21 protein-coding genes are annotated in these 23099 nt (G+C 60.5%); 13 read left to right on the forward strand and 8 right to left on the reverse strand.

Annotated elements, in window-relative coordinates; genetic code table 11:
- The 3 genes from rnk to cyaY form a co-directional block, all read right to left on the reverse strand.
- Complete coding sequence (gene rnk / locus AC1Q8Q_RS12650; protein WP_020799336.1) at nt 1-411, reverse strand: nucleoside diphosphate kinase regulator; 411 nt, start codon at nt 409-411, stop codon at nt 1-3.
- A 153-nt stretch (nt 412-564) separates the two neighbouring features.
- Nucleotides 565-792: a DUF1289 domain-containing protein gene (locus tag AC1Q8Q_RS12655; RefSeq protein ID WP_081648183.1), complete on the reverse strand. Its 228-nt coding sequence runs from the start codon at nt 790-792 to the stop codon at nt 565-567.
- A 4-nt stretch (nt 793-796) separates the two neighbouring features.
- On the reverse strand, nt 797-1129 hold the full coding sequence (cyaY, locus tag AC1Q8Q_RS12660; protein ID WP_020799338.1) for an iron donor protein CyaY: 333 nt from the start codon (nt 1127-1129) through the stop codon (nt 797-799).
- A 294-nt stretch (nt 1130-1423) separates the two neighbouring features.
- Between cyaY and lptM the strand changes: the two genes are divergently transcribed.
- The 6 genes from lptM to AC1Q8Q_RS12690 are packed head-to-tail and all read left to right on the forward strand — an operon-like array spanning nt 1424 to nt 6034.
- Nucleotides 1424-1597, forward strand: a complete 174-nt coding sequence (gene lptM, locus AC1Q8Q_RS12665) for an LPS translocon maturation chaperone LptM (protein ID WP_020799340.1) — start codon at nt 1424-1426, stop codon at nt 1595-1597.
- A 9-nt stretch (nt 1598-1606) separates the two neighbouring features.
- The gene (gene lysA, locus AC1Q8Q_RS12670; protein WP_033039364.1) at nt 1607-2854 is read left to right on the forward strand and encodes a diaminopimelate decarboxylase; all 1248 of its coding nucleotides are present in this window, start codon (nt 1607-1609) and stop codon (nt 2852-2854) included.
- Between the two features lie 4 nt (nt 2855-2858).
- Nucleotides 2859-3689, forward strand: a complete 831-nt coding sequence (gene dapF, locus AC1Q8Q_RS12675) for a diaminopimelate epimerase (RefSeq protein WP_020799342.1) — start codon at nt 2859-2861, stop codon at nt 3687-3689.
- Between the two features lie 13 nt (nt 3690-3702).
- A complete protein-coding gene (locus tag AC1Q8Q_RS12680; RefSeq protein ID WP_020799343.1) occupies nt 3703-4428 on the forward strand; it encodes a DUF484 family protein in 726 nt (241 codons plus the stop codon).
- Between the two features lie 2 nt (nt 4429-4430).
- On the forward strand, nt 4431-5330 hold the full coding sequence (gene xerC, locus AC1Q8Q_RS12685) for a tyrosine recombinase XerC (protein WP_033039362.1): 900 nt from the start codon (nt 4431-4433) through the stop codon (nt 5328-5330).
- Nucleotides 5327-6034, forward strand: a complete 708-nt coding sequence (locus tag AC1Q8Q_RS12690; protein WP_033039360.1) for an HAD family hydrolase — start codon at nt 5327-5329, stop codon at nt 6032-6034. The genes xerC and AC1Q8Q_RS12690 overlap by 4 nt, the downstream gene beginning before the upstream one ends.
- Nucleotides 6035-6220: 186 nt before the next feature.
- Here the strand turns inward: AC1Q8Q_RS12690 and sutA are convergent, their stop codons facing one another.
- The 4 genes from sutA to glnK all read right to left on the reverse strand — a co-directional run bounded on the left by sutA (nt 6221) and on the right by glnK (nt 8999).
- A complete protein-coding gene (sutA, locus tag AC1Q8Q_RS12695) occupies nt 6221-6544 on the reverse strand; it encodes a dormancy-specific transcriptional regulator SutA (protein WP_007980816.1) in 324 nt (107 codons plus the stop codon).
- Between the two features lie 101 nt (nt 6545-6645).
- The gene (locus AC1Q8Q_RS12700; protein WP_033039357.1) at nt 6646-7071 is read right to left on the reverse strand and encodes a secondary thiamine-phosphate synthase enzyme YjbQ; all 426 of its coding nucleotides are present in this window, start codon (nt 7069-7071) and stop codon (nt 6646-6648) included.
- A gap of 216 nt (nt 7072-7287) precedes the next feature.
- Entirely contained in the window at nt 7288-8625 is a 1338-nt protein-coding gene (locus AC1Q8Q_RS12705; protein ID WP_020799347.1) for an ammonium transporter, read from the reverse strand.
- A gap of 35 nt (nt 8626-8660) precedes the next feature.
- Nucleotides 8661-8999, reverse strand: coding sequence for a P-II family nitrogen regulator (gene glnK, locus AC1Q8Q_RS12710; protein ID WP_002555808.1), 339 nt, complete (start codon nt 8997-8999; stop codon nt 8661-8663).
- Between the two features lie 421 nt (nt 9000-9420).
- On the opposite strand from glnK, the gene AC1Q8Q_RS12715 reads away from it, so the two are divergent.
- Nucleotides 9421-9687, forward strand: coding sequence for an accessory factor UbiK family protein (locus AC1Q8Q_RS12715; protein ID WP_020799348.1), 267 nt, complete (start codon nt 9421-9423; stop codon nt 9685-9687).
- A 199-nt stretch (nt 9688-9886) separates the two neighbouring features.
- Nucleotides 9887-11380: a YifB family Mg chelatase-like AAA ATPase gene (locus AC1Q8Q_RS12720; protein ID WP_151143731.1), complete on the forward strand. Its 1494-nt coding sequence runs from the start codon at nt 9887-9889 to the stop codon at nt 11378-11380.
- A 6-nt stretch (nt 11381-11386) separates the two neighbouring features.
- Here the strand turns inward: AC1Q8Q_RS12720 and AC1Q8Q_RS12725 are convergent, their stop codons facing one another.
- Nucleotides 11387-12598: an aldose 1-epimerase family protein gene (locus tag AC1Q8Q_RS12725; protein WP_020799385.1), complete on the reverse strand. Its 1212-nt coding sequence runs from the start codon at nt 12596-12598 to the stop codon at nt 11387-11389.
- Nucleotides 12599-12864: 266 nt separating this feature from the next.
- Between AC1Q8Q_RS12725 and AC1Q8Q_RS12730 the strand changes: the two genes are divergently transcribed.
- The 5 genes from AC1Q8Q_RS12730 to AC1Q8Q_RS12750 are packed head-to-tail and all read left to right on the forward strand — an operon-like array spanning nt 12865 to nt 23091.
- Nucleotides 12865-14277 (forward strand): SrfA family protein, encoded by a 1413-nt coding sequence (locus AC1Q8Q_RS12730; protein ID WP_492615083.1) that lies wholly within the window; start codon nt 12865-12867, stop codon nt 14275-14277.
- 17 nt (nt 14278-14294) lie between these two features.
- The gene (locus AC1Q8Q_RS12735) at nt 14295-17360 is read left to right on the forward strand and encodes a virulence factor SrfB (protein WP_020799387.1); all 3066 of its coding nucleotides are present in this window, start codon (nt 14295-14297) and stop codon (nt 17358-17360) included.
- Nucleotides 17357-20068 (forward strand): putative virulence factor, encoded by a 2712-nt coding sequence (locus AC1Q8Q_RS12740; RefSeq protein WP_492615084.1) that lies wholly within the window; start codon nt 17357-17359, stop codon nt 20066-20068. Before AC1Q8Q_RS12735 ends, AC1Q8Q_RS12740 begins: the two co-directional genes overlap by 4 nt.
- Nucleotides 20069-20071: 3 nt before the next feature.
- Complete coding sequence (locus AC1Q8Q_RS12745) at nt 20072-21100, forward strand: hypothetical protein (RefSeq protein WP_432668743.1); 1029 nt, start codon at nt 20072-20074, stop codon at nt 21098-21100.
- Between the two features lie 11 nt (nt 21101-21111).
- Nucleotides 21112-23091, forward strand: a complete 1980-nt coding sequence (locus tag AC1Q8Q_RS12750; RefSeq protein ID WP_492615085.1) for a vWA domain-containing protein — start codon at nt 21112-21114, stop codon at nt 23089-23091.
- Nucleotides 23092-23099 lie beyond the last annotated feature (8 nt).

Consider the following 23099-nt stretch of genomic DNA (forward strand, 5'->3'; position numbering starts at 1 on the left):
TCACTCGGGGAAGGAGCCGCCATTGGCTGGCTGCGATTCGACTTCAAGCAGGGTCAGTTTCAACGTCTTGCCGCCCGGTGCTGGCCAGTCGATGTGCTGGCCGACTTTCAGGCCCAGCAACGCGCTGCCGACTGGCGCCAGAATGGAAATCTTGCCCTCATCGGCGTTGGCATCCTTCGGATACACAAGCGTCAGGTGGTAGTCCTTGCCACTGCCTTCTTCACGGCAATGCACGCGGGAATTCATGGTCACGACATCGGCGGGCACTTCATCGTGGCCGACCACTGTATCGGCGCGATCCAGTTCGGTTTGCAGCGCGATAACGCCCGGCAGCGATTCATCCAGGCTGTCGATCAGACGCTCCAGACGCTGAACGTCTAGACGGGTAAGGGTGATGGAAGGTGCGGTCATGATCAGGGCAGACTCCTTTCTTCTGCACGAAAAAAGCAAAACCCCGCCAGAAAAAGGCGGGGTTTTCACAAGCCTCGATGGGTTGAGGCGTTTCTGGACACTATCACAGCTCAAAAAATATACAAGCCGCCACCGGCGTACGGCTGTGTGTCCCTACCGGGGAGTGTCGGTGGTTTTGCGTTGCGAGGCCTGGGCGCAGATCACCCGGCGGCGTTCGTCATCCGCCGAGCGCCATTCGCGTATGTCTTCCACATGACGGAAACACCCGAGACAGACCTTCTGCTCGTCCAGCCGACACACGCCGCTGCACGGGGAAGGCACCGCCGGGCTGACGTTGCTGTAAAGCGGCTTGGGAGGGCGAGCAGGCGCGGACTGGGTCACGAGATTACAGGCCTTCGAAATCGAGCTCGACGTCAGCCTGCTGCTTGACGATACGTTCAAGCATCTCGCCCAACTGCTCTTCGCTCTTGTCGCACATCCAGCGCTCGCTTTCTTCGTCGTAGTCGAAGTGGAAGCCGCCGGACACAGCTGCCAGCCACAGCTGGCGCAGGGGCTCCTGGCGACTGAAAATCAGTGCGGTTCCGTTTTCAAATTTGACGGTCAGTACACCGGCCGAACTCTCCAGATCGATATCCAGGTCGCTTTCGTCAAAGATGTCTTCCAGTTTTTCCTGGGTGGCATCGACCAGATCGTGGAAACGGGCTTCGGACAAACTCATTGCGGCAACCTCAAAAATGTCTGATCAGGCTCAAGCGCCGCAAGATACGGACGCTGCTTGCCGAATGCAAAGGATTACTAATTGTGGGAGCGAGCCTGCTCGCGAAGAGGTCGGCACATGCAACATCATAGCTGCCGGACCCACCGTTTTCGCGAGCAGGCTCGCTCCCACAGGGACTCCATGATACCGACTGGCATCTTGCAAGGCCCGCCGGACGGGAGCCCCGTCGCATAGGCAAGCTGCCGGGTGGCCGGTATACTCCGGCGCAATTAATGCATTTTCAAGGATTTCGCCATGAAGCGCCTGATCTCTTCCCTTGCTGCGCTCCTCGCGGTTGCCTGCCTTGTGTCGGCCTGCGGTCAAAAAGGCCCGCTGTACCTTCCCGATGAAGATCAGGACCCTGCAGAGCAAGCCAAGTCCTCGCAAAAGCAGCCCTCCAAGTCGCACAAGCACGACGTCTACCAATAAGGGAACATCATGGACGCTTTTAACTACCGTGACGGTGAACTGTTCGCGGAAGGTGTTGCACTGTCTGCTATTGCCGAACGCTTTGGTACACCGACCTACGTTTACTCGCGTGCGCACATCGAAGCCCAATACCTGGCTTATGCCGATGCCCTGGTCGGTATGCCTCACCTGGTTTGCTTTGCGGTCAAGGCCAACTCCAACCTGGGTGTGCTGAATGTCCTGGCGCGTCTTGGCGCCGGTTTCGACATCGTTTCCCGTGGCGAGCTGGAACGTGTGCTGGCCGCTGGCGGCAGCGCCGACAAGATCGTGTTCTCCGGCGTCGGCAAGACCCGCGACGACATGCGTCGTGCGCTGGAAGTCGGCGTGCATTGCTTCAACGTCGAATCCACCGACGAGCTGGAACGCCTGCAAGTGGTGGCCGCCGAGCTCGGTGTTCGTGCGCCGATCTCCCTGCGCGTCAACCCGGACGTCGATGCCGGTACCCACCCGTACATTTCCACCGGTCTCAAAGAGAACAAGTTCGGCATCGCCATCGCCGACGCCGAAGACGTCTACGTGCGGGCCGCCCAACTGCCTAACCTGGAAGTGATAGGCGTCGATTGCCATATCGGCTCGCAACTGACCACCCTGCCACCGTTCATCGATGCCCTCGATCGCCTGTTGGGCCTGGTCGACCGCCTCGGTGACTGCGGCATCTACCTGCGTCACATCGACCTCGGTGGTGGCCTGGGTGTGCGTTATCGCGATGAAGAGCCGCCATTGGCTGGCGACTACATCAAGGCCGTGCGTGAACGTCTCGACGGTCGCGACCTGTCGCTGGTCTTCGAACCGGGCCGCTTCATCGTCGCCAATGCCGGCGTGCTGCTGACCCAGGTCGAGTACCTCAAGCACACCGAGCACAAGGATTTCGCCATTGTCGACGCAGCCATGAACGACCTGATCCGCCCGGCGCTTTACCAGGCTTGGATGGACGTCACCGCCGTGCGCCCGCGCAATACCGCTGCGCGTCCCTACGACATCGTCGGCCCGATCTGCGAGACCGGCGATTTCCTGGCCAAGGAGCGTGAGCTTGCCCTGGAAGAAGGTGACCTGCTGGCCGTGCATTCGGCTGGCGCCTATGGGTTTGTCATGAGTTCCAACTACAACACCCGCGGCCGCGCCGCCGAAGTGTTGGTGGACGGTGATCAGGCATTTGAAGTGCGTCGCCGTGAGACGGTAGCCGAGTTGTTCGCTGGCGAAAGCCTGCTGCCGGAGTAAAACCATGCTGCTGCGTTTTACCAAGATGCACGGCCTGGGCAATGACTTCATGGTCCTCGACCTGGTCAGCCAGCACGCGCATATACTGCCCAAGCATGCCAAGCAATGGGGCGACCGGCATACCGGCATCGGTTTCGACCAACTGCTGATCGTCGAAGCTCCGAGCAACCCGGACGTTGACTTCCGCTATCGGATCTTCAACTCCGACGGCTCCGAAGTGGAACAGTGCGGCAACGGTGCACGCTGTTTCGCCCGTTTTGTGCTCGATAAGCGCCTGACCGCAAAACGGCAGATCCGTGTCGAAACCAAAAGCGGCATTATCGAGCTCGATGTTCGCAGCGATGGCCAGATCAGTGTCAACATGGGCGCTCCACGCCTGGTGCCGGCCGACATTCCGTTCCAGGCGCAAGAACAGGCCCTGAACTATCAGGTCGACGTCGATGGCACGCCCGTCGAATTGGCCGCCGTGTCCATGGGCAACCCCCATGCCGTGGTGCGGGTCAGCGATATCAACAACGCACCGGTGCATGAACTGGGGCCGAAAATCGAGCATCACCCGCGTTTCCCGGCACGGGTCAATGTCGGTTTTCTCCAGGTTATCGACCGGAGCCGTGCGCAGTTGCGCGTCTGGGAGCGCGGGGCTGGTGAAACCCAGGCCTGCGGTACCGGCGCCTGCGCCGCCGCAGTCGCTGCGATCAGCCAGGGGTGGATGGATTCGCCACTACTGATCGACCTGCCTGGCGGGCGCTTGTCCATTGAATGGGCAGGCCCTGGCCAACCGGTCATGATGACCGGCCCGGCAGTGCGCGTTTATGAAGGACAAGTGCGTCTTTGAGTGAGCCACAACCATGACCGATAAGCCTCAGGTACCCGCCCGACAGCCCGACGAATCACCGTCCGAAAGCCTGGAGGCGGCGGCCATTGCCGCGTACCTGGAGGCTCATCCGGACTTCTTCGTCGAGCACGAAGACCTGCTTGCATCCTTGCGCATCCCCCACCGGCGCGGTGATACCGTTTCGCTGGTGGAGCGGCAGATGACCATCCTGCGCGACCGCAACATAGAACTGCGTCATCGCCTCTCGCACCTGATGGATGTGGCCCGCGACAATGACCGCCTGTTCGACAAGACCCGCCGCCTGATTCTCGCCCTGCTCGACGCGACGAGCCTCGAAGACGTGGTGATCTGCGTCGAAGACAGCCTGCGCCAGGACTTCCAGGTTCCCTTCGTCAGCCTCATCCTGCTGGGCGACAACGCCATGCCGGTGGGCCGCTGGGTGACCCACGCCGAGGCACAAGTGGCCATCGGTGGTTTGCTGCAGGAAGAAAAGAGCGTCAGCGGCACCCTGCGCGAGCATGAACTGGACTTTCTGTTCGGCGAAGAACAGCGCAAGCAGATTGGCTCCACCGCCGTCGTTGCCATCAGCCATCAAGGCATCCACGGCATACTGGCCATCGCCAGCCGTGATCCGCAGCACTACAAGAGCTCGGTGGGCACGCTGTTCCTGAGCTACATCGCCGAAGTCATGGGCCGCGTGCTGCCACGATTCAACAGCTCCCTGCGCTCGGTACGCTGAAAATGGAACGGCAACTGGACGCTTACTGCGAACACCTGCGCAGTGAGCGGCAGGTGTCGCCGCACACGCTATCGGCCTATCGCCGCGACCTCGACAAAGTGCTGGACTGGTGCGTCAAACAGAACATCGCCAGTTGGGCGGCCCTGGACATCCAGCGCCTGCGTAGCCTGGTCGCCCGCCTGCATTCACAAGGCCAATCGTCGCGCAGCCTGGCGCGTCTTCTGTCGGCAGTACGCGGGCTTTATCACTACCTGAACCGCGAAGGTCTCTGCGACCACGATCCGGCCAATGGCCTCGCACCGCCCAAGGGCGAGCGCCGCTTGCCGAAGACCCTCGATACTGATCGTGCGCTGCAACTGCTGGAAGGCGGCGTGGAAGACGACTTCCTGGCGCGCCGGGATCAGGCGATCCTTGAGCTGTTCTACTCCTCCGGACTGCGCTTGTCGGAGCTGACCGGGCTCAATCTCGATCAGCTGGATTTGGCGGACGGCATGGTCCAGGTGCACGGCAAGGGTAGCAAGACCCGTCTGCTGCCTGTGGGCAAAAAAGCTCGCGAGGCGCTGGAACAGTGGCTGCCACTGCGAGCCTTGGCCAATCCGGCAGACGATGCGGTGTTTGTCAGCCAGCAAGGCCGGCGCCTGGGGCCGCGGGCGATCCAGTTGCGGGTCAAGGCGGCGGGCGAACGCGAACTGGGGCAAAACCTGCACCCACACATGTTGCGACACTCCTTCGCCAGCCACCTGCTGGAGTCCTCCCAGGACCTGCGGGCGGTGCAGGAACTGCTCGGCCACTCGGATATCAAGACCACCCAGATCTACACCCATTTGGATTTCCAGCACCTGGCAACCGTCTACGACAGCGCCCACCCACGGGCCAAACGCATTAAAGGCGACGATTCATGACTCTCCAACTGATCACTTTCGACCTCGATGACACCCTGTGGGACACCGCCCCGGTGATCGTCAGCGCCGAAGCCGTATTGCGGGAATGGCTGACTGAACATGCGCCCAACCTTGGAGCGATACCGGTGGAGCATTTGTGGGCCATTCGCGAACGCATCCTGAGCATCGAGCCAAACCTCAAGCACCGTATCAGCGCCCTGCGCCGGCGCGTGTTGTTTCACGCATTGGAAGAAGCCGGATACGCTCACGCTGAAGCGTCGGACCTGGCCGATCAGAGCTTCGAAGTGTTCCTGCATGCCCGGCATCAGCTGGAAATCTTCCCGGAGGTGCAACCCACCCTCCAGGCACTGGCCAACCATTACACCCTTGGCGTGGTCACCAACGGCAACGCCGACGTGCGCCGGCTGGGGCTGGCGGACTACTTCAAGTTTGCGTTGTGTGCCGAAGACATCGGCGTCGCCAAACCCGATGCGCGCCTGTTCCATGAAGCGCTGCAGCGCGGTGGTGCAACCGCAGAGACGGCGGTGCATATCGGTGATCATCCAGGGGATGACATCGCCGGTGCGCAACAGGCAGGGTTGCGGGCGATCTGGTTTAACCCGGCGGGCAAGGTCTGGGAAAACGAGCGTTTGCCGGATGCCGAGATTCGCAGCCTGACCGAGTTGCCAGCGTTGTTGGCGCGGTGGAATGCAACCTCAGCCTGACATAGCAACCTGTGGGAGCGGGCTTGCCCGCGAAGGCGTCGTGACAGTCAATAAAGGTGTCGACTGACAAACCGCATTCGCGGGCAAGCCCGCTCCCACATTGGGTCTCGTTGAGCCCAGAGTTTTATTTCAGGCATGAAAAAGCCCGCAGCGACGGCGGGCTTTTTCAGCAAGCGCGTAGCAGGCTCAGATAGGCCGGCTGCCGTACTTGTTGTCTGGCTTCTTGGGAGGATCGGCGACCACATTGGCCTCCACTTCCTGCACCTTGCCACCACGAGCCAGGAACTCCTCCATGGCCTTGGCCAGGGCGTCACGTTCCTTGTTCTTGGCTTCGACACTCGGCAGCTCATCGACCGATACCGCTGCCTTGGCTTTGCCTTTGGCGGTCGGAACGGGGGCATCACCGCCGTCGTCTTCAGCGACGTCTTCCGCCGCTGCTTCCAGACCTTCTTCGGTTTCGTCGTCGTCGCCTACTTCGAGGTCGTCGTTTTCCAGATCATCGTCGCTCATGTTCTACCTCATGACTTGCGAAAAGCAGATTAGTTATAGCCCAGCTTTGCCCTCTGTCGAAGGCTGCCGGAAAAAAATCAACAGCCGCTGCTGACCAGCGGTTATGCCCCTTCACCGTGCAAGGTGGCGAGGACTTTACGGGCACCGCCATGATCACGGTGCTCGCCCAGGTAAACGCCTTGCCAGGTCCCTAACGCCAGTCGACCCGCCGAAATCGGCAAACTGAGCTGACAGCCAAGCACACTGGCCTTGAAATGCGCCGGGAGGTCGTCCAGGCCTTCGTCGTTATGCTCATAGCCGTCTGTTCCTTGTGGGATCAGACGATTGAAAAATCGTTCGAAGTCGCGACGTACCGCCGGATCGGCGTTCTCGTTGATGGTCAACGACGCCGAGGTATGCTGTATCCACAAATGCAACAGACCGACCCGGCACGCCTTGAGTTCAGGCAGGCCAGCGAGTAACTCGTCCGTTACCAGATGAAAGCCCCGGGGCCTCGCCCGAAGGGTTATCAGAGTCTGTTGCCACATACAGTTCTCCGCACGTCCGGGGCGCATTCTAGCGCGCTCAGGGAAAAAACAAAGGCCCTGATCATCCTTCAATCATGTAAGCCATTGGCGGCACAAAAACTCGCATCGCAAACGTCGTAAAAGCTGTAAGAAAAAACCTTTCAGCCTTTGCTTCAATGACAAACTCCAGACGAAAAAATGCCCGGCAAGCCGGGCAAGATTTTTTCATGCGCGTGCTTACAAGTTGTAGCCGCGTTCGTTGTGAAGCGCCAGATCGATGCCGACCGCTTCTTCTTCCTCGGTGATCCGCAGGCCCATCACGGCGTCCAGGACCTTGAGGATGATGAAGGTGACGATGGCGGTGTAGATCACCGTGAAGCCCACGCCTTTGCACTGAATCCATACTTGTGCGGCGATGTCGGTCACGGTGCCGAAGCCGCCCAGGGACGGTGCAGCGAATACACCGGTCAGGATCGCGCCGAGAATACCGCCGATACCGTGCACGCCAAAGGCGTCCAGGGAGTCGTCATAGCCGAGCTTGCGTTTCAGGGTAGTGGCGCAGAAGAAGCACACCACGCCCGCTGCCAGGCCGATAACCAGGGCACCCATCGGGCCCACGGTGCCAGCAGCAGGAGTGATCGCAACCAGACCGGCCACGACACCCGAAGCGATACCCAATGCGCTTGGCTTGCCGTGGGTGACCCACTCGGCAAACATCCAGCCCAGCGCAGCGGCGGCGGTCGCGATCTGAGTGACCAGCATCGCCATGCCGGCAGTGCCATTGGCCGCCGCAGCGGAACCGGCGTTGAAACCGAACCAGCCGACCCACAGCATGGCCGCACCCATCAAGGTGTAACCCAGGTTGTGCGGGGCCATCGGCGTGGTCGGGAAACCTTTGCGCTTGCCCAGCACCAGGCAGGCAATCAGACCGGCCACACCGGCGTTGATGTGCACCACGGTGCCGCCAGCGAAGTCCAGCACGCCCCAGTCCCACATCAGGCCGCCGTTGCCGGACCAGACCATGTGCGCGATCGGTGCATACACCAGGGTGAACCAGATGCCCATGAAGATCAGCATCGCGGAGAACTTCATGCGCTCGGCGAAGGCACCGACGATCAGCGCCGGGGTAATGATGGCGAACGTCATCTGGAAGGTGATGAACACCGCCTCAGGGAACAGCGCCGCAGGGCCGGTCAGGCTGGATGGCGTGACACCGGCGAGGAAAGCCTTGCCCATGCCACCGAAGAAGGAGTTGAAGTTGACGACGCCCTGCTCCATGCCAGTGGTGTCGAACGCAATGCTGTAGCCATAAATGACCCACAGGACGCTGATCAGGCCGGTAATGGCGAAGCACTGCATCATCACCGACAGAATGTTCTTGGAGCGCACCATGCCGCCGTAGAACAGCGCGAGGCCGGGAATGGTCATGAACAGCACGAGGGCTGTCGAGGTCAACATCCAGGCGGTGTCGCCGGAGTTGAGGACTGGGGCCGCCACTTCGTCTGCCGCCAAGGCCAGGCTGGGCATTACGAAGGACAACAGGGCTCCTAGCCCTGCGAATTTACGCAGAGTCATTTTGTTTTCTCCTGGGGCGTTGGGTTTGTGGCGGCTTAGATTGCGTCGGTATCGGTTTCGCCGGTACGGATGCGAATCGCCTGTTCCAGATTGACCACGAAGATCTTGCCGTCACCGATCTTGCCAGTGTTGGCCGCCTTGGTTATCGCCTCGATAACCCGGTCGAGATCCTTGTCGTCAATGGCGACATCAATCTTCACCTTTGGCAGGAAATCGACCACATACTCCGCGCCGCGATACAGCTCGGTGTGACCCTTCTGCCGACCGAAGCCTTTGACTTCAGTAACGGTAATGCCCTGCACGCCGATCTCGGACAACGACTCGCGCACGTCGTCCAACTTGAACGGCTTGATGATGGCAGTGACTAGCTTCATGAAAACTCTCTCCCGAATTTGGTGGACTTGCCCCAGGAAAACAAACCCGTCTCAAGTCTAAGCGCAGTGCCTGGCTTTGTAACGCATCGTCGGCCTTACCTGCCCGTACGACGCCAGCTAACCGCTCCTTGCGAAACACTCCCCGCGTCTCGCCTGGCGCACTGCATTCGTCACAGCGACTGCATCAGTGCATGGGTCATCAGCATCTAAGCAGAAAGCTTGCCATCTCCACAAAACACTTTGATTTCAAGCCTTTGCCAACAGATCGCAACCACTTCACGACAACACCCAACGCGTTACGCACAACAACGGTGCGATACCGTCCGTCCCCATGCTCGAAAAGCGTGCACCCCTTGCCCGCGAATTTGACTATAGACACTGCGTGGTACACTGCCGGGCATTGCTACCAGGACATTCCCCCATGCTCGCGCCCAAAGACTTCCTCGACGCCCTGACAGGCACCGCCTCCCGCCTCTTCAGCGGCGACACTCCACTGCCGAAAAGCGAAATCGAAAGCCAGTTCAAGGCATTGTTGCAGAGCGGATTCAGCAAGCTGGATCTGGTCAGCCGCGAAGAGTTCGATAGCCAGATGGTCGTGTTGGCACGCACCCGGGCACGGTTGGAGGCTCTTGAGGCGAAAGTGGCGGAGCTGGAAGCGAAGCTGAGCCCACCAGCGGAAACTGAATAACTGAAGTAACTGATCCTTCCCATGCTCTGCGTGGGAATGCTTCCAGGGACGCTCCGCGTTCCGCCTCTGAAGCGACGCGGAGCGTCACCGTAATATCCCGTGAAAGTTTGCCCGCCTAACCACTTCACCAATCCCCTCTCCCACGTCTACCCTTGAAAAACCCGCAGGAAGCGGCCTCTCGTCACCTCAAGGAACGACCATGTCCCTCTCCATCGTCCACAGCCGCGCCCAGATTGGCGTGGATGCGCCCGCTGTCACTGTTGAAGTCCACCTGGCCAATGGCTTGCCATCACTGACCATGGTCGGCCTGCCCGAGGCGGCGGTGAAGGAAAGCAAGGACCGGGTGCGCAGTGCGATCATCAATTCGGGGCTGCAGTTTCCGCCACGGCGCATCACGCTGAACCTGGCACCGGCGGATTTGCCCAAGGATGGCGGGCGCTTCGATCTGGCGATTGCGCTGGGGATTCTTTCGGCGAGCGTGCAGGTGCCGACGTTGACGCTCGATGATGTGGAGTGCCTGGGTGAGCTGGCATTGTCTGGCGCGGTCCGGGCTGTGCGCGGTGTATTGCCGGCGGCTTTGGCGGCGCGCAAGGCCGGGCGATCGTTGGTGGTACCACGGGCCAATGCCGAGGAAGCGTGCCTGGCGTCGGGATTGAAAGTGATTGCGGTGGATCATTTGCTGGAGGCTGTCGCGCATTTCAATGGGCATACACCGATCGAGCCTTACGTCTCCAATGGTTTGCTCTACGCCAGCAAACCTTATCCTGACTTGAATGAAGTGCAGGGACAACTGGCGGCCAAGCGGGCGCTGTTGATTGCTGCCGCAGGCGCTCATAACCTGTTGTTCAGCGGGCCGCCTGGAACCGGAAAAACGCTGTTGGCGAGTCGCCTGCCCGGGCTACTGCCGCCGCTATCCGAAAGCGAAGCCCTGGAGGTGGCGGCGATCCAATCCGTTACCAGTTGCGTACCGCTGAGCCATTGGCCGCATCGGCCGTTTCGCCAACCCCACCATTCTGCCTCAGGCCCCGCACTAGTGGGTGGCGGCTCGAAACCGCAGCCGGGCGAGATCACCCTCGCCCACCATGGCGTCCTGTTTCTGGACGAACTTCCAGAGTTTGAACGCCGGGTGCTGGAAGTTTTAAGAGAACCATTGGAGTCCGGGCATATCGTGATTTCCCGGGCGAAGGATCGCGTGCGGTTTCCAGCGCGGTTCCAGTTGGTGGCGGCGATGAATCCGTGCCCCTGTGGATATCTTGGCGAACCCACGGGCCGCTGCTCCTGCACACCGGACATGGTGCAACGTTACCGCAACAAGCTGTCGGGCCCACTGTTGGATCGGATCGACTTGCACCTGACCGTCGCACGGGAGGCCACGGCGCTGAATCCCCCCGTGAAACCGGGAGAGGACAGCGCCAGCGCTGCATTGATAGTGGCCGAGGCACGCGAGCGCCAGCAGAAGCGTCAGGGCTGTGCCAATGCCTTTCTCGATCTACCGGCGCTGCGTAAGCACTGCAAGTTATCCACAGTCGATGAAAACTGGCTGGAAACCGCTTGTGAACGACTAAACCTCTCCCTGCGTTCAGCGCACCGGCTGCTCAAAGTTGCGCGCACGCTGGCGGACCTTGAACAAGCCGATGGAATTGGACGCGAACATTTGGCCGAGGCGCTGCAATATCGGCCGACAACGCTCTAGCCGGCATCACCCTTTGGTTAGATCAACCAACGGCGTCTGCCGCACCTCAGTTTCCCGCCCCGCCTGAATCTCGCCCACCTGCTTCAAGGCCTTATCCACAGCCGCCTTATCCGCCAACAAGCTGTAGCTGATGCGGAACTGCTTGTGTTCCTTCGGCGCAATGGTCGGCACCAGGTTCAGTGGCCGCTGATAACGGCGGTTGTAGGAAAAACTTGTTCCCGGCTCCAGCCCCGAGACATAGCCCTGGCCTTGGGTGTCGGTGTTTTTCCACAGGGAGAACACGGGCAGTGTCTGAGTGTTGAAGCCGACCGAAACTCCAAGGCTACCGGCCTTGTCATGCAGCACGGTCAACGTATCGCCCTGGGCATCGGCATACGGCACCACGTTGTAAACCGTCTCGTCGTAGTCCTTGGTCGGTGCGCGATAGGTTTGCCAGTCCGACAAATCGCCTTTGGCTTTATCGTTGAACGGTGAGACCTGTTTCACCGGCGCGACGAAGCGGGCGCCCTGTTCCAGGAACGGCGTGCTGAAGTTGCTGTGATACAGCGCCTGATATTCCTTCGGATAGTCACCGTTGTTGGTCAGGGTGTCGTTGAGAGCGAACGTTACGCTGCCGGGCTCGGTGACCAGCTCAGTCGCCACGGAGAAGTCGACTTTCTTGAACGCCTGCTCTTTCAGTTCACCGCGCAAGGTGATGGCGTACGGTGGTTTTTCATCGATGTGCAGGGTGACTGTGCTCGCAGGAATATTCGCGGCCCGACCGTGCAGGGTCAGCAGTTCGCCGTTGTCGACGCCGGGGTGGCCAACCCATTCGTAGCCGCAGCGGGTGACCAGCTCATTGAAACCTTCCAGCCAGCCCAGACCGCCGCGGCCATTGAGTTCGATGAAGGACGGATTGACCACTTCCTTGACCGGCGAATCCCAGCCCATGCGCACACTACCGACCGACGCCTGCAACACGTTCATCCCGCGAGTCGGCACCACGGAGAGTTTCATCCTGCCGTTATCGATCTCGACGATGCTGACGCCCTCTTGCCGACCGCCGTGCAGGGTACGAAGAGTCACGGAGAAGGGTTGGTCGGTTTTCACACCGAGTTGCTGGCTGGTGATCTGCCAGTTTTGCGCAGCTTTATCGCTGTCGAGCAGGACGTAATCCCAGGCCATGGCGTGGGAGGCGGACAGCGCGCCAAGGACAACGAGGAGTTTGAGCGAGGTCATGGGGGAAGCCTTTCTTGGAGTTGTGCATTTTTTATAGCGCTGATGAAACGATTCAGCAAGCTTAAAAAGCCCACGCCCGAGCCTTCCCACGTCAATTAATATTGACCTTATGCAACCTCCGCACGCTTACGTTAGTCTCATAAGGTTTAAACCTCCGGCAGACTGGCGGTGATATCATCATGGCATTAAGGCCGCCCGCCAAATGCAGGAGCACGTACAGACACATCTGTCTGTCATTTTTGCGCAACGGATCGTATGGAGTTTGAATGCGCGGGGCACTATTACGCAGCGGTAAGAGCGGGTCATTCACTGCCCTCGGCGAAACAGGTCAACCGGTCTACCGGGCAGCCCTGCAATTGCGCGAAGCCATTCGCCGCAAGAACCCCGAGTTGGTAGATCATCTGGCCATCCCTCAAAGCGATGAACTCGGCAACCGGATCGACTGGTACAGCGCCCTCGACGGCGACGTGATTCCGTGGAGCAGTGCGACCGAAGAAGAACGCGCCCCTGCCCGCCGCCAGCTTGAAGCATTGAAAAACGCGCTCGAAGAATTGAGCCAGCGTTTCCTGGGTACGGACTCCGCCGAACAGCCGCAAGGCGACAAAGCCGTGTTCGGTAAGCTACTCAAGCGCGTGATTCATTTCCCGGACGAAAACTTCGTCTACCTGGTGCAAGGCAAACCGGTGCTGACCTTCTGGGGTTTCGAGCATGCCGGTACGGGCAATAGCGATCCCCTGCACTGCCTCTATCAGGTCCCACCCGCGTTCACGCTGCCACCCGAGGTCGAACCGCCTGTTGTCGCGCCCGTCATGCCGGTGGTTGCTCGTCCATGGTGGCGTCGCTGGTGGTGGTGGCTGTTGCTGCCGCTGTTGCTCCTGCTGTTGTGGCTGTTGCTCGGCCTGCGAGGGTGCGTTCCGATTCCGTTGGTGGCGGTAGATTTGCTGCCAGATAGCGTTGTGCCAGTAGAGAAACACCTGGAAGAGCCGCCAAAGACCGGCAATGTCACGACGGTCAATGGCGTCCCGGTGACAGGCACCGTTATAGGCTCCAGCACTGGAACCGGCATCGGTACCGCCGTGACCGGAACCCATGACGTAGAGGCGCCGCCAGTCGAAGGCACCGAGGATGATGCAGCGGCGGCCGACCTGGCCAAAGGCACCGAGGCTGATGCAGCAGCGGCCGACCCAGCCAAAGATCCGGCCAAAGACCCGGCAGCCGAAAACAAAACCGCGACACCCGAAAACAAAACCGCACCGCCGGATGTCACATCGCCCGAGGCAGAAAAACCCGCCGCCGCCAAACCCGGCCCTCCCCTCAGCATCCCGCCAGACGCCGCCGATGGTGCCGCCAAGTTTCTCGATGGCCAGTACAGCGCAGGCGCCGGGATACAGGACCGCAGAACCGGCAAGCCGCTGCGTCTGGAGTACCAGCTCAAGGACGGCAAGGGCCAAGTCACCGTGCACCAGGCCGACGGTTCGAAATGCAGCGGGCCAGTGAGCGCTACTATGAAGGGTGGCAGCCTGGCCATCGACAGCCAGGGCCAGGCCGTTTGCGGCGATGGCAGCACTTACGACATGCCCAAGGTCAGCTGCAGCAAAGGGGCGACCTCGATCGCGGACTGCACCGGCGGTTACGGAAAAGAACAATTCCCCATGTCCATGCGGCAAGTGGCCGAATAAAAACGGAATAACTCGACATGTTGCCTGAAGTCACTCAATTCGAAGACACCGTCACGCTGGTCAGCGACACCGGCATCCAGTTCATGGATTTCGCCCTGCGCCTGGATCCCCGCAAGGAACCGGCGGGCGAGTTCGCACCGATGATCAGCGGGCTGATCTGCCGCCTGGCGTACAACGAAGAGAAAGACTTCTTTTTCTACGAACCCGAACCGGAAAAGGTCGAAAAAGCCAAGCCTGCGTTCAGCGTCGACATGAAAAGCAGCCTCGATTTGCTCGACGGCATCTGGCTGCCGATTCCGTTTTTCCGCTTCATGCCGCCGCATCGCTTCGACGAAGGTCCGACCAACTGGTCGCGCATGCGCTTGGTGAAATTGGCGACTCCCGACATCGACGGTAATACCCACCGCCTGACGATGGCGTTCGACAGCCGTGTGATGCCCAAGCGTGACGGCACTGCCTATCTGGCGCCGAACGATGAAGACATCAGCTCCGGCGTGTCTTTCAAACTGGCGACCAAGGCTAGCGAAACCCGCTGGTTCCTGGCGCAACCGTGGGTCAACGAGTGGTTGCTGGAAGTGTTCAATGAGGGCAATGCCCACCGTTCGCGCGCAGAGCTGGACATCGATATCCGCGCCAACCATCACCTGGCGCACTACCTCAACTTGCTCAGCCTGTTGAGCAAACCGTCAGCCGCCCAGGAGTCGAAGGCCCGGGCGAAAGTTGAAATCCCCGAGCTGAAAGTGGTCGCCAACGACAGCAATGGCCTGGTCAAACCGATACCGGTAGACCTGGTGCTGGACGTCGGCAACTCGCGTACCTGCGGCATCCTGATCGAAAACCACGGTCAGGCCGGCTCCGGACTGAAGCAGAACTACGTGCTGGAACTGCGTGACCTGATCACCCCCGAACACACCTATAACCTGCCGTTTGAAAGCCGCGTGGAGTTCTCCCAGGCGTACTTCGGCAAGGACCACTGCTCGGTCAAGAGCGGTCGCCACGATGCGTTCCAATGGGCGACGATTGCCCGTGTCGGCAATGAGGCCAGTCGCCTGGCCAGTCGTCGTCGCGGCACCGAAGGCTCCACGGGCCTGTCCAGCCCGAAACGCTATCTGTGGGACGAACACGCCTATGGCCACGGCTGGCGTTTCAACTGCTCGTACATAAAGACCGACAATGAGCCGTACGCCACCGCCGCGCCGTTCTCGCACCTGATCAACGAAACCGGCGAGGCGCTTTACAGCCTCGAAGAAGACGATCGTCTGCCGGTGTTCATGCCGCGTTACTCACGCAGCTCGCTAATGACCTTCATGCTCGCCGAAGTACTGGCCCAGGCGCTGTCGCAAATCAACAGCCCGGCCCAGCGTTCGCGCCAGGGTCACACCCGCGTGCCGCGCCAGCTCAACAGCATTACCCTGACCGTGCCGCCGGGCATGCCGCAGGCCGAGCGCAGTATCCTCAACGAACGCATGCTGCAAGCCATCGGCCTGGTGTGGAAAAGCCTCGGCTGGCATGCCGGCGAGGAAGATCCACATCTGGATCAGGCCGTCAGTCCGCGCACGCCGATCCCGAGTATCCGCGTGGAATGGGACGAAGCGTCCTGCGGCCAGTTGGTGTACCTGTACACCGAGGTCAACGAGAACTTCGCCGGTCACCCGGAAGAGTTTTTTGACACCATCGCCCGGCCGGACAAGGTCGACCGTCAACGCATCACCCTCGCGACCATCGACATCGGTGGTGGCACCACCGACCTGGTGATCACCGACTACCGCCTCGACCGCGCGGGCAATACCGGCAGCGGCAGCAACGTGCACATCGTGCCGGAACAGCGTTTTCGCGATGGCTTCAAAGTGGCCGGCGACGACATCCTGCTGGACGTGATCCAGGACTTCATCCTGCCGAGTTTCGAAAAAGCCCTGCAGAACGCCGGCGTGAAGGCTCCGAACTCACTGATGTCACGGCTGTGTGGCGATGAATCGGTCAGTGCCCAGGACATGATCCTGCGTCAGCAATTGAACCTCCAGGTGTTCGTCCCGCTGGGCCTGGCGCTGCTCAAGGCGTATGAGCATTACGATCCGCAGGTCCCGCAAGAAGTCATCCCGCAAAGCTACCGCCAATTGCTCGGTGACAATGCCATCAGCCAGACCGTGCTCGACTACGTCAATGTCGCCGTGCGTCGCGATGTCGGCGCCCAGAGCAGTTTCGACCTGTATGACGCGCCGATCAGCTTCGACCTGCAAAAGCTCCATGCCGCGTTCCTCAACGACCAGATCAACATCACCAAGATCCTGGGTGCGCTGTGTGAAGTGGTCGCGCATTACCCCTGTGACGTCTTGCTGCTGACCGGCCGCCCTTCGCGCCTGCCCGGCATCCAGGCGTTCATTCGCAAGCTGTTGCCGCTGCCACCGGGGCGCATTCTGGCGCTGCAAAACTACCGCACCGGCGGCTGGTATCCGTTTCACAAGAACGGCCGGATCGACGACCCGAAAAGCACCGCCTCGGTCGGCGCCATGCTCTGCCTGTTGTGCGCCAACCACAGCGTGCCGAACTTCTACTTCCGGGCATCGGCGCTCAAGCCATATTCGACGGTCAAGCACATCGGCGTCATCGATCTGAACAACGTGATCAAGGATGCCGACGTGCTGTACCGCGACATCCAGTCCGAAGACTACAAAATCAAGCTACCTGAAATTGGCGTTGGCGACGCCGTCGACACACCGCAGCTGGAAATGCGCGGCGACCTGCGCCTCGGTTTTCGCCAGTTGGCCACCGAACGCTGGGCCGCTTCGCCGTTGTACACCTTGCGGTTCACCAAGGCGGGTCGGGAGAAGTTTTCCCGGGCAACCGGTGAAAACGGCAGCGCCCCGCTGCTCAAGGTGCGGTTCGAGGTCAAACCGGCGGACAAATACACGCGCAAGCAGGATCTGGTCAGCGATCGCCTCTCGGTTCGCGACATCGAATCCAACAGTAACAACGTCAACTTCAACCCGCGCAGCGACCTCGAGCTGGAACTCAACACCATGCTCGACGCCGGCCTGAGCGAGACCAAGTACTGGCTCGACAGTGGAAGTGTGAAACGCAAATGAATGACCTGACCCCCGATCAAACTCAGCTCTCTGCCAGTTGGGCCGCTGTTTATGAAGGCGCCGGTCAAGCGCTGGACTGGATTGATCAGACGCGCGGCAATGCGCCACGCCTGGACAGCGAAGCCGACAACCTGAACATCCGCCTGCACCGCGCCCGCAACCTGGCTCAAAGCCTCGGTCGCGTGGCCTGCACGCCGATGACCATTGGCTTTTTCGGCTTGTCCCAGGCCGGCAAGTCCTACCTGATCTCGGCCCTCGCCGCCGGTCAGAACGGCAAGCTGGAAACCGAGTTCGGCGACCATCGCCTGGACTTCATCAAACACATCAACCCGGTGGGTGGAGGCAAGGAAGCCACCGGCCTGGTCACGCGCTTCAGCCGTCGGGCGACGGCAAGCCAGGACAAGGACTTCCCGGTAGAACTTACGTTGTTCAAGGAAATCGAGCTGGCGAAGATTCTCGCCAACGCCTGGTTCAAGGATTTCGACCTTGAGCGGATTTCCTACGAGATCGACGAAGAGCGCATCCAGCGCGTGCTCAAACCGTTCGAAGGCCGCGAAACCGGGCCGCTGCAAACGGGCGTCAACGCCGACGATCTGGTGTCGCTGTGGGATTACCTGCGCGACAATTTTCGCAACTCGGTGAAGAAGCTTGAGCACCTGTACTGGCCCAAAGCGTTGCAGCTGGCGCCACGGCTGAATTTCCAGGAGCGGGCCGAGCTGTTTTCGATCCTCTGGGGTGAGCAAAGCGAGTTGACACGCGTGTACCAGAAACTGGCCGGCGCGCTGCACAAGCTGGGTCTGCCCGAGACCGTGTTTGCACCGTTGAAGGCCTTGGTGAGTTTCGACAACGACACCTACAGCCAGCGCGACAGCATCATGAACGTCGACATCCTCGAACGCTTCGGCAGCCCGCTGGACTTGCCGATCGAGGTTCGGCCGCTGGTTGGCGATCGCCTGCAAAACAGTCAGGCAATTGCGGTCGCGCAACTGGCGGCACTGACCGCCGAAATGACCTTCCGTCTGATCGAGGCGCCGGTAGATGACATCGTCAATCAGGTCGACCTGCTGGATTTCCCCGGTTATCGCGGGCGCCAGAAACTGCACGAGATCGCCGATTCCAACGACCCGCAATCCAGCGCCAAGGACAATTCCGTTTCCCAGCTGATCCTGCGCGGCAAGGTCGCCTACCTGTTCGAACGCTACACCGACAACCAGGAAATGAACGCACTGGTGGTCTGCACCAGTTCGACCAAGCAGAGCGACGTCAACGACGTGGGCCCGGTGCTGACCCGCTGGATCGAAAAAACCCAAGGCGCCGACTCGGCTGCTCGCAGCAAGCGCGATACTGGCCTGATCTGGGCGCTGACCATGCTCGACCTGCGCATTACCAACTCCCTGAGCCTGACACCCGATCAGTACGATGAGAGCTGGAACGGCATGGTCAAACTGACCATGCTGGAGCGTTTCGGCAGCCTGAGCTGGATGAACGACTGGGCCGGCACACCGTTCCAGAACACCTACCTGGTGCGCAAGCCGCGTATGGATGCGGCGTTCATCGGGCAAGACGCGACGGGTGCGGAAACCGGCCTCAATGCCATCTATCAGGAACGTGTCAGCGCGCTGGGCACCAGCTTCGCCAGCAACGCGCTGGTGTGCAAACACATCAAGAATCCGGTCAACGCCTGGACAGAAATGCTGCGCAACGATGACGGTGGCATCAGCCACTTCAGCGGCAGTTTCAAAGGCGTGGCGAATATCGAATTTAAACTGCAGCGTATCCGCGAGCAATTGAGCGAATGCCTCGAAGGCCTGACCACTCACGGCCTGAGCACCTGGTACCACGCTGACGACGACGGCGCCGCAGCCGCCAAGAAAGCCAAGGCGCAAATGATTCTGACGGGCCTGGGCCGTCGCCCCGCGGTACTTGGCGAATTGATCGATCAACTCGACATACCGAGCGAAGAGGTGCGCGACTTGTACCTCAGCGGTGTGTACGAAACCGATGATGAGCCGGTCGTGAACGACGAGCCGGTCACCCCGACACCGAGCCAGAGCCTCTACGGCAACGACGCCGGTTTCAATTTCGATTTCAGTGACGACCCGGGCCATGACGCGCCAGTCAGCAGTAAAACTGCCACCCCGGCACCCGAACTGCAAAGCAATGAGCACCGTTTCGCCAAAGCGGCGTTCAAGGCCTGGATCGCGCACCTGCGTGAACTGACCACCCGGCAAAGCCTGCTCAACCTGCTGGGGCTGGAAAAGGCCTTGCTGGAAGCGGTGGTCGATGAACTGATCACCGCCGGCTATCGCCAGGACTTGCCGGGGCAACTGAGCCGCGCCGTCCTCAAGCGCGCACAAAGTGGCGCGCGGCGTGATCAACTGGTCGAGCGCCAGGTGCTGGAAGTGCAGCGCGTGCTGCGCGATTTCGTGTCTTGGTTCGGCTACCTCCAGAAACCGGTGAGCGAGCGTCCGAACAGCCGCGCCGGTGCCAAGGAGCCCCTGTTTTCTTTCTACACCGACATTGGCCCGGGACAAGTGCCCGTACTGCCGGCGCAACCGGCGAATCAGGCGCAACGGTACCTGGGCGACTGGCTTTCGGGCCTGGCCTACATCACGCAGGACAATGCCGGCCATGGTGCCGGACGTGAAATCACCCCTGAACAGAACGAACGGCTGGGCCAAGTGCTCAAAGCCTTCGCAGCGAGATAAGCAATGCCAATTCGTGTCGACCTGCTCGCGTTAGAGCCCAATGTGCCTGGCCAGGCCCGCCTCACTGTGAAGAAATGGCAGGGTGACGAGCATCAGCTGGAATTTTCCATTCAGCGCAACCAGGACGGTTTTTACCTTCAGGACCACAAGGCCTGGAGCAACAACCCATTCTGGTTCAAGGTCTCGCGTTTCAACCTCATGGCCAACGGCGAAGCGTTGGAAACCCAGGTCGGACCAGACGTGGTTGACCCGCTGCTGGAAGGCGGCGCCAACTCGCAATTCCAGATCGAATTGCGTGAACAGGGCCAAGGCCACGCCGACAAAGGCGTGGTTCGGCCAGGCATCGGCTTGTTGCCGTCCACGGCCGGCGGCCAGACACGTTCGACTTACGGCGCTGTCGAACTGACGGCGCTCAGCGCACCGGCACCGGCACCAGAGATCCCGGAGATCCCGGATCTGCCTGAACTGACCCTGTCCACCGCCGAGCCAGAAATGGAGTTGGAATCGGTACTCACCGAGCGCGCCTATACGCCGCCTCCCGCACCGGTGAAGAAAAGCAACAAAGGCCTGATCGGCCTGTTGATTGTGGTGTTGCTGCTGGCGGCGGGCGCCGGATTCTGGTTCTACAAACGCACCCCAGCGCCTGCGGTTGCAGCCACTGCCGCCGCACCTGCCGGCGCCAATGCTCAAGCCTGCACCCTCGAGAGCATGAACAGCCTGCCCGAGTTGACCTTCGTCCAGACCTGCATCAAGGCGGCGCCGGACAGTGCCAGGTTGCTGGAGATCATCAACCAGGCCAAGGCCAGTAAACATTGCGGCGTCGCCCAGCGCCTGTACGCCAACCGTGCCCAGGCCGGTGACGTGCTGATCGCCAACGCCTATGCCCGCGAATACGACCCTAAATACCTGAAGGCCAGCGAGTGCTTCCCGGCCGCGGACAACGCCACCGCCGCCTACTGGTATGAAACCATCCTCACCCAGGACCCGAACAATGCCGAAGCCAAGCAGCGTTTCGAGGAGTTGCAGAAGTGATGCGTTCACCCATGAGTCGACTCCTGCTGAGCGGTGCCGCCTTGCTCGCTCTGTGCATCAGCCCGCTGTCCCAGGCCGATGACAAACCGCTGATCCAGGCCGGTAAAAAGACCCTGTTCCAACGCGTGCTGACCACACCGGGCTGCAAAATCAGCCCGACGGCGGGCGGTGCCGAAGGTGAAGCACAACCGGTCTTCAGCCGCTTCTATGTGTACGAGCGCGCCCAGGCAAACAATGCCGAATGGCTGAAAGTCGGCCCCGACAGTTATGGCAAAACCATTGGCTGGCTGCCCGCCAGCTGCACCACCGACTGGAAGATGCAGCTGACGCTGGCCTTCACCAACCCGGCCAACCGCGACCGGCTGCTCTTCTTCAAGGACCGCGCCACCGTTGAAGGCATCCTTGATGCGCCGGACCCGGTCAGCAAAGTTGCGCCGCTGCGTGCCACGCTGAAAAAGGGCCAGCAGGCACCGGGCGTACTGGCTGAAGAACCTGAATACTTCGTCGACCTGCAAAAGCAGTTTTACCTGCTGCCGGTGCTCAGTGGCGAAGAAGTCATGACCGAAAGCGGTTTTCGCACGCGCGTGCTCAACGTCGCTTCTGTCAGCAAGCCGGATGACAAAAACGCCAAGGGCGGTGCTGCAAGCAGCGCTGCCGGCAGCAAGGAAGCCGAAGAGAAAAAAGCCAACCAACTGAAGGAATTCAGTGCGGCCGTGGTATTTGTCATCGACTCGACGATCTCGATGGACCCCTACATCGACCGCACCCGCGAGGCGATCCGCAAGGTTTACCAGAAGATCGAAGCGCAGAACCTCGGCAAGCAGGTCAAGTTCGGCCTGGTGGCTTTCCGCTCCAACACCCAGGCGGTACCGGGGCTGGAATACACCACCAAGATGTACGCCGACCCTACCAAGGTGAAAGACAGTGCCGACTTTTTCGCCAAGATTGCAGACCTCAAGCAGGCCACCGTGTCGAGTAGCAGCTTCGATGAAGACTCGTTTGCCGGCGTCATGGAGAGCATCGACAAGGTCGACTGGAACCAGTTCGGCGCACGCTACGTGGTGCTGATCACCGATGCGGGCGCCATCGAAGGCGACGACAAGCTGTCGAAGACCGGCTTGAGTGCTGCGCAGGTGCGTATGGAAGCCGCCAACCCGGGCGTGGCGATTTACACCCTGCACCTGAAAACCCCGGCGGGAGCCAAGGACCATGCCAAGGCCGAGGCGCAATACAAAAACCTGTCGACCTACCCGGGCACCAACACTTCGCTGTACTACCCGGTGAACGCTGGCGATGTACAAGAGTTCGGGCGCAAGGTCGACGCCCTGGCCGGCGCGATCACTACACAAGTGAAAGCCGCCTACATGGGCGAAGACGCCATCGGCAGCGCGGCGAACGCCAAGCAGGACCCGGGCGAGAAAAAAATGCTCGAAGACGCAGCGTTGATCGGCCACGCCATGCAACTCGCCTATCTCGGCGAGAAGACCAACAGCAAAGCCCCGCCAGTGTTCAAGGCATGGATCACCGACCGCGACTTGATCAAGCAGAACATCCCGACCACCGATGTACGGGTGCTGCTGACCAAGTCGCAGCTCAGCGACTTGAGCGATGTGATGAAGCAGATTCTCGATGCCGCCAACGAAGGCCTGATTTCGCCGACGGATATGTTCAATCGCCTGCGTTCGGTGGCGGCGACCATGGGCGCCGATCCCAATCAGCTCAAGCAGAACAGCAATGCCAAACTGGCGGACATGGGCGTCCTCGGTGAATACCTCGAAGACCTGCCCTATCAAAGCGAAGTACTGAACCTCGATGAAGAAACCTGGAAGAGCTGGGATGGCCTGGCCCAGGAGAAATTCATCCGCACGCTAAACACCAAACTGCGGCATTACCAACGTTACAACGCCGATGTCGACCGTTGGGTCGCTTTAGCCAAAGACAGCGATGCGCGGGACAACGTCTACCCCGTGCCACTGGAAATGATGCCCTGACGAGACGC

The sequence above is a fragment of the Pseudomonas sp. GW823-FHT06B06 genome, assembly GCF_058795195.1.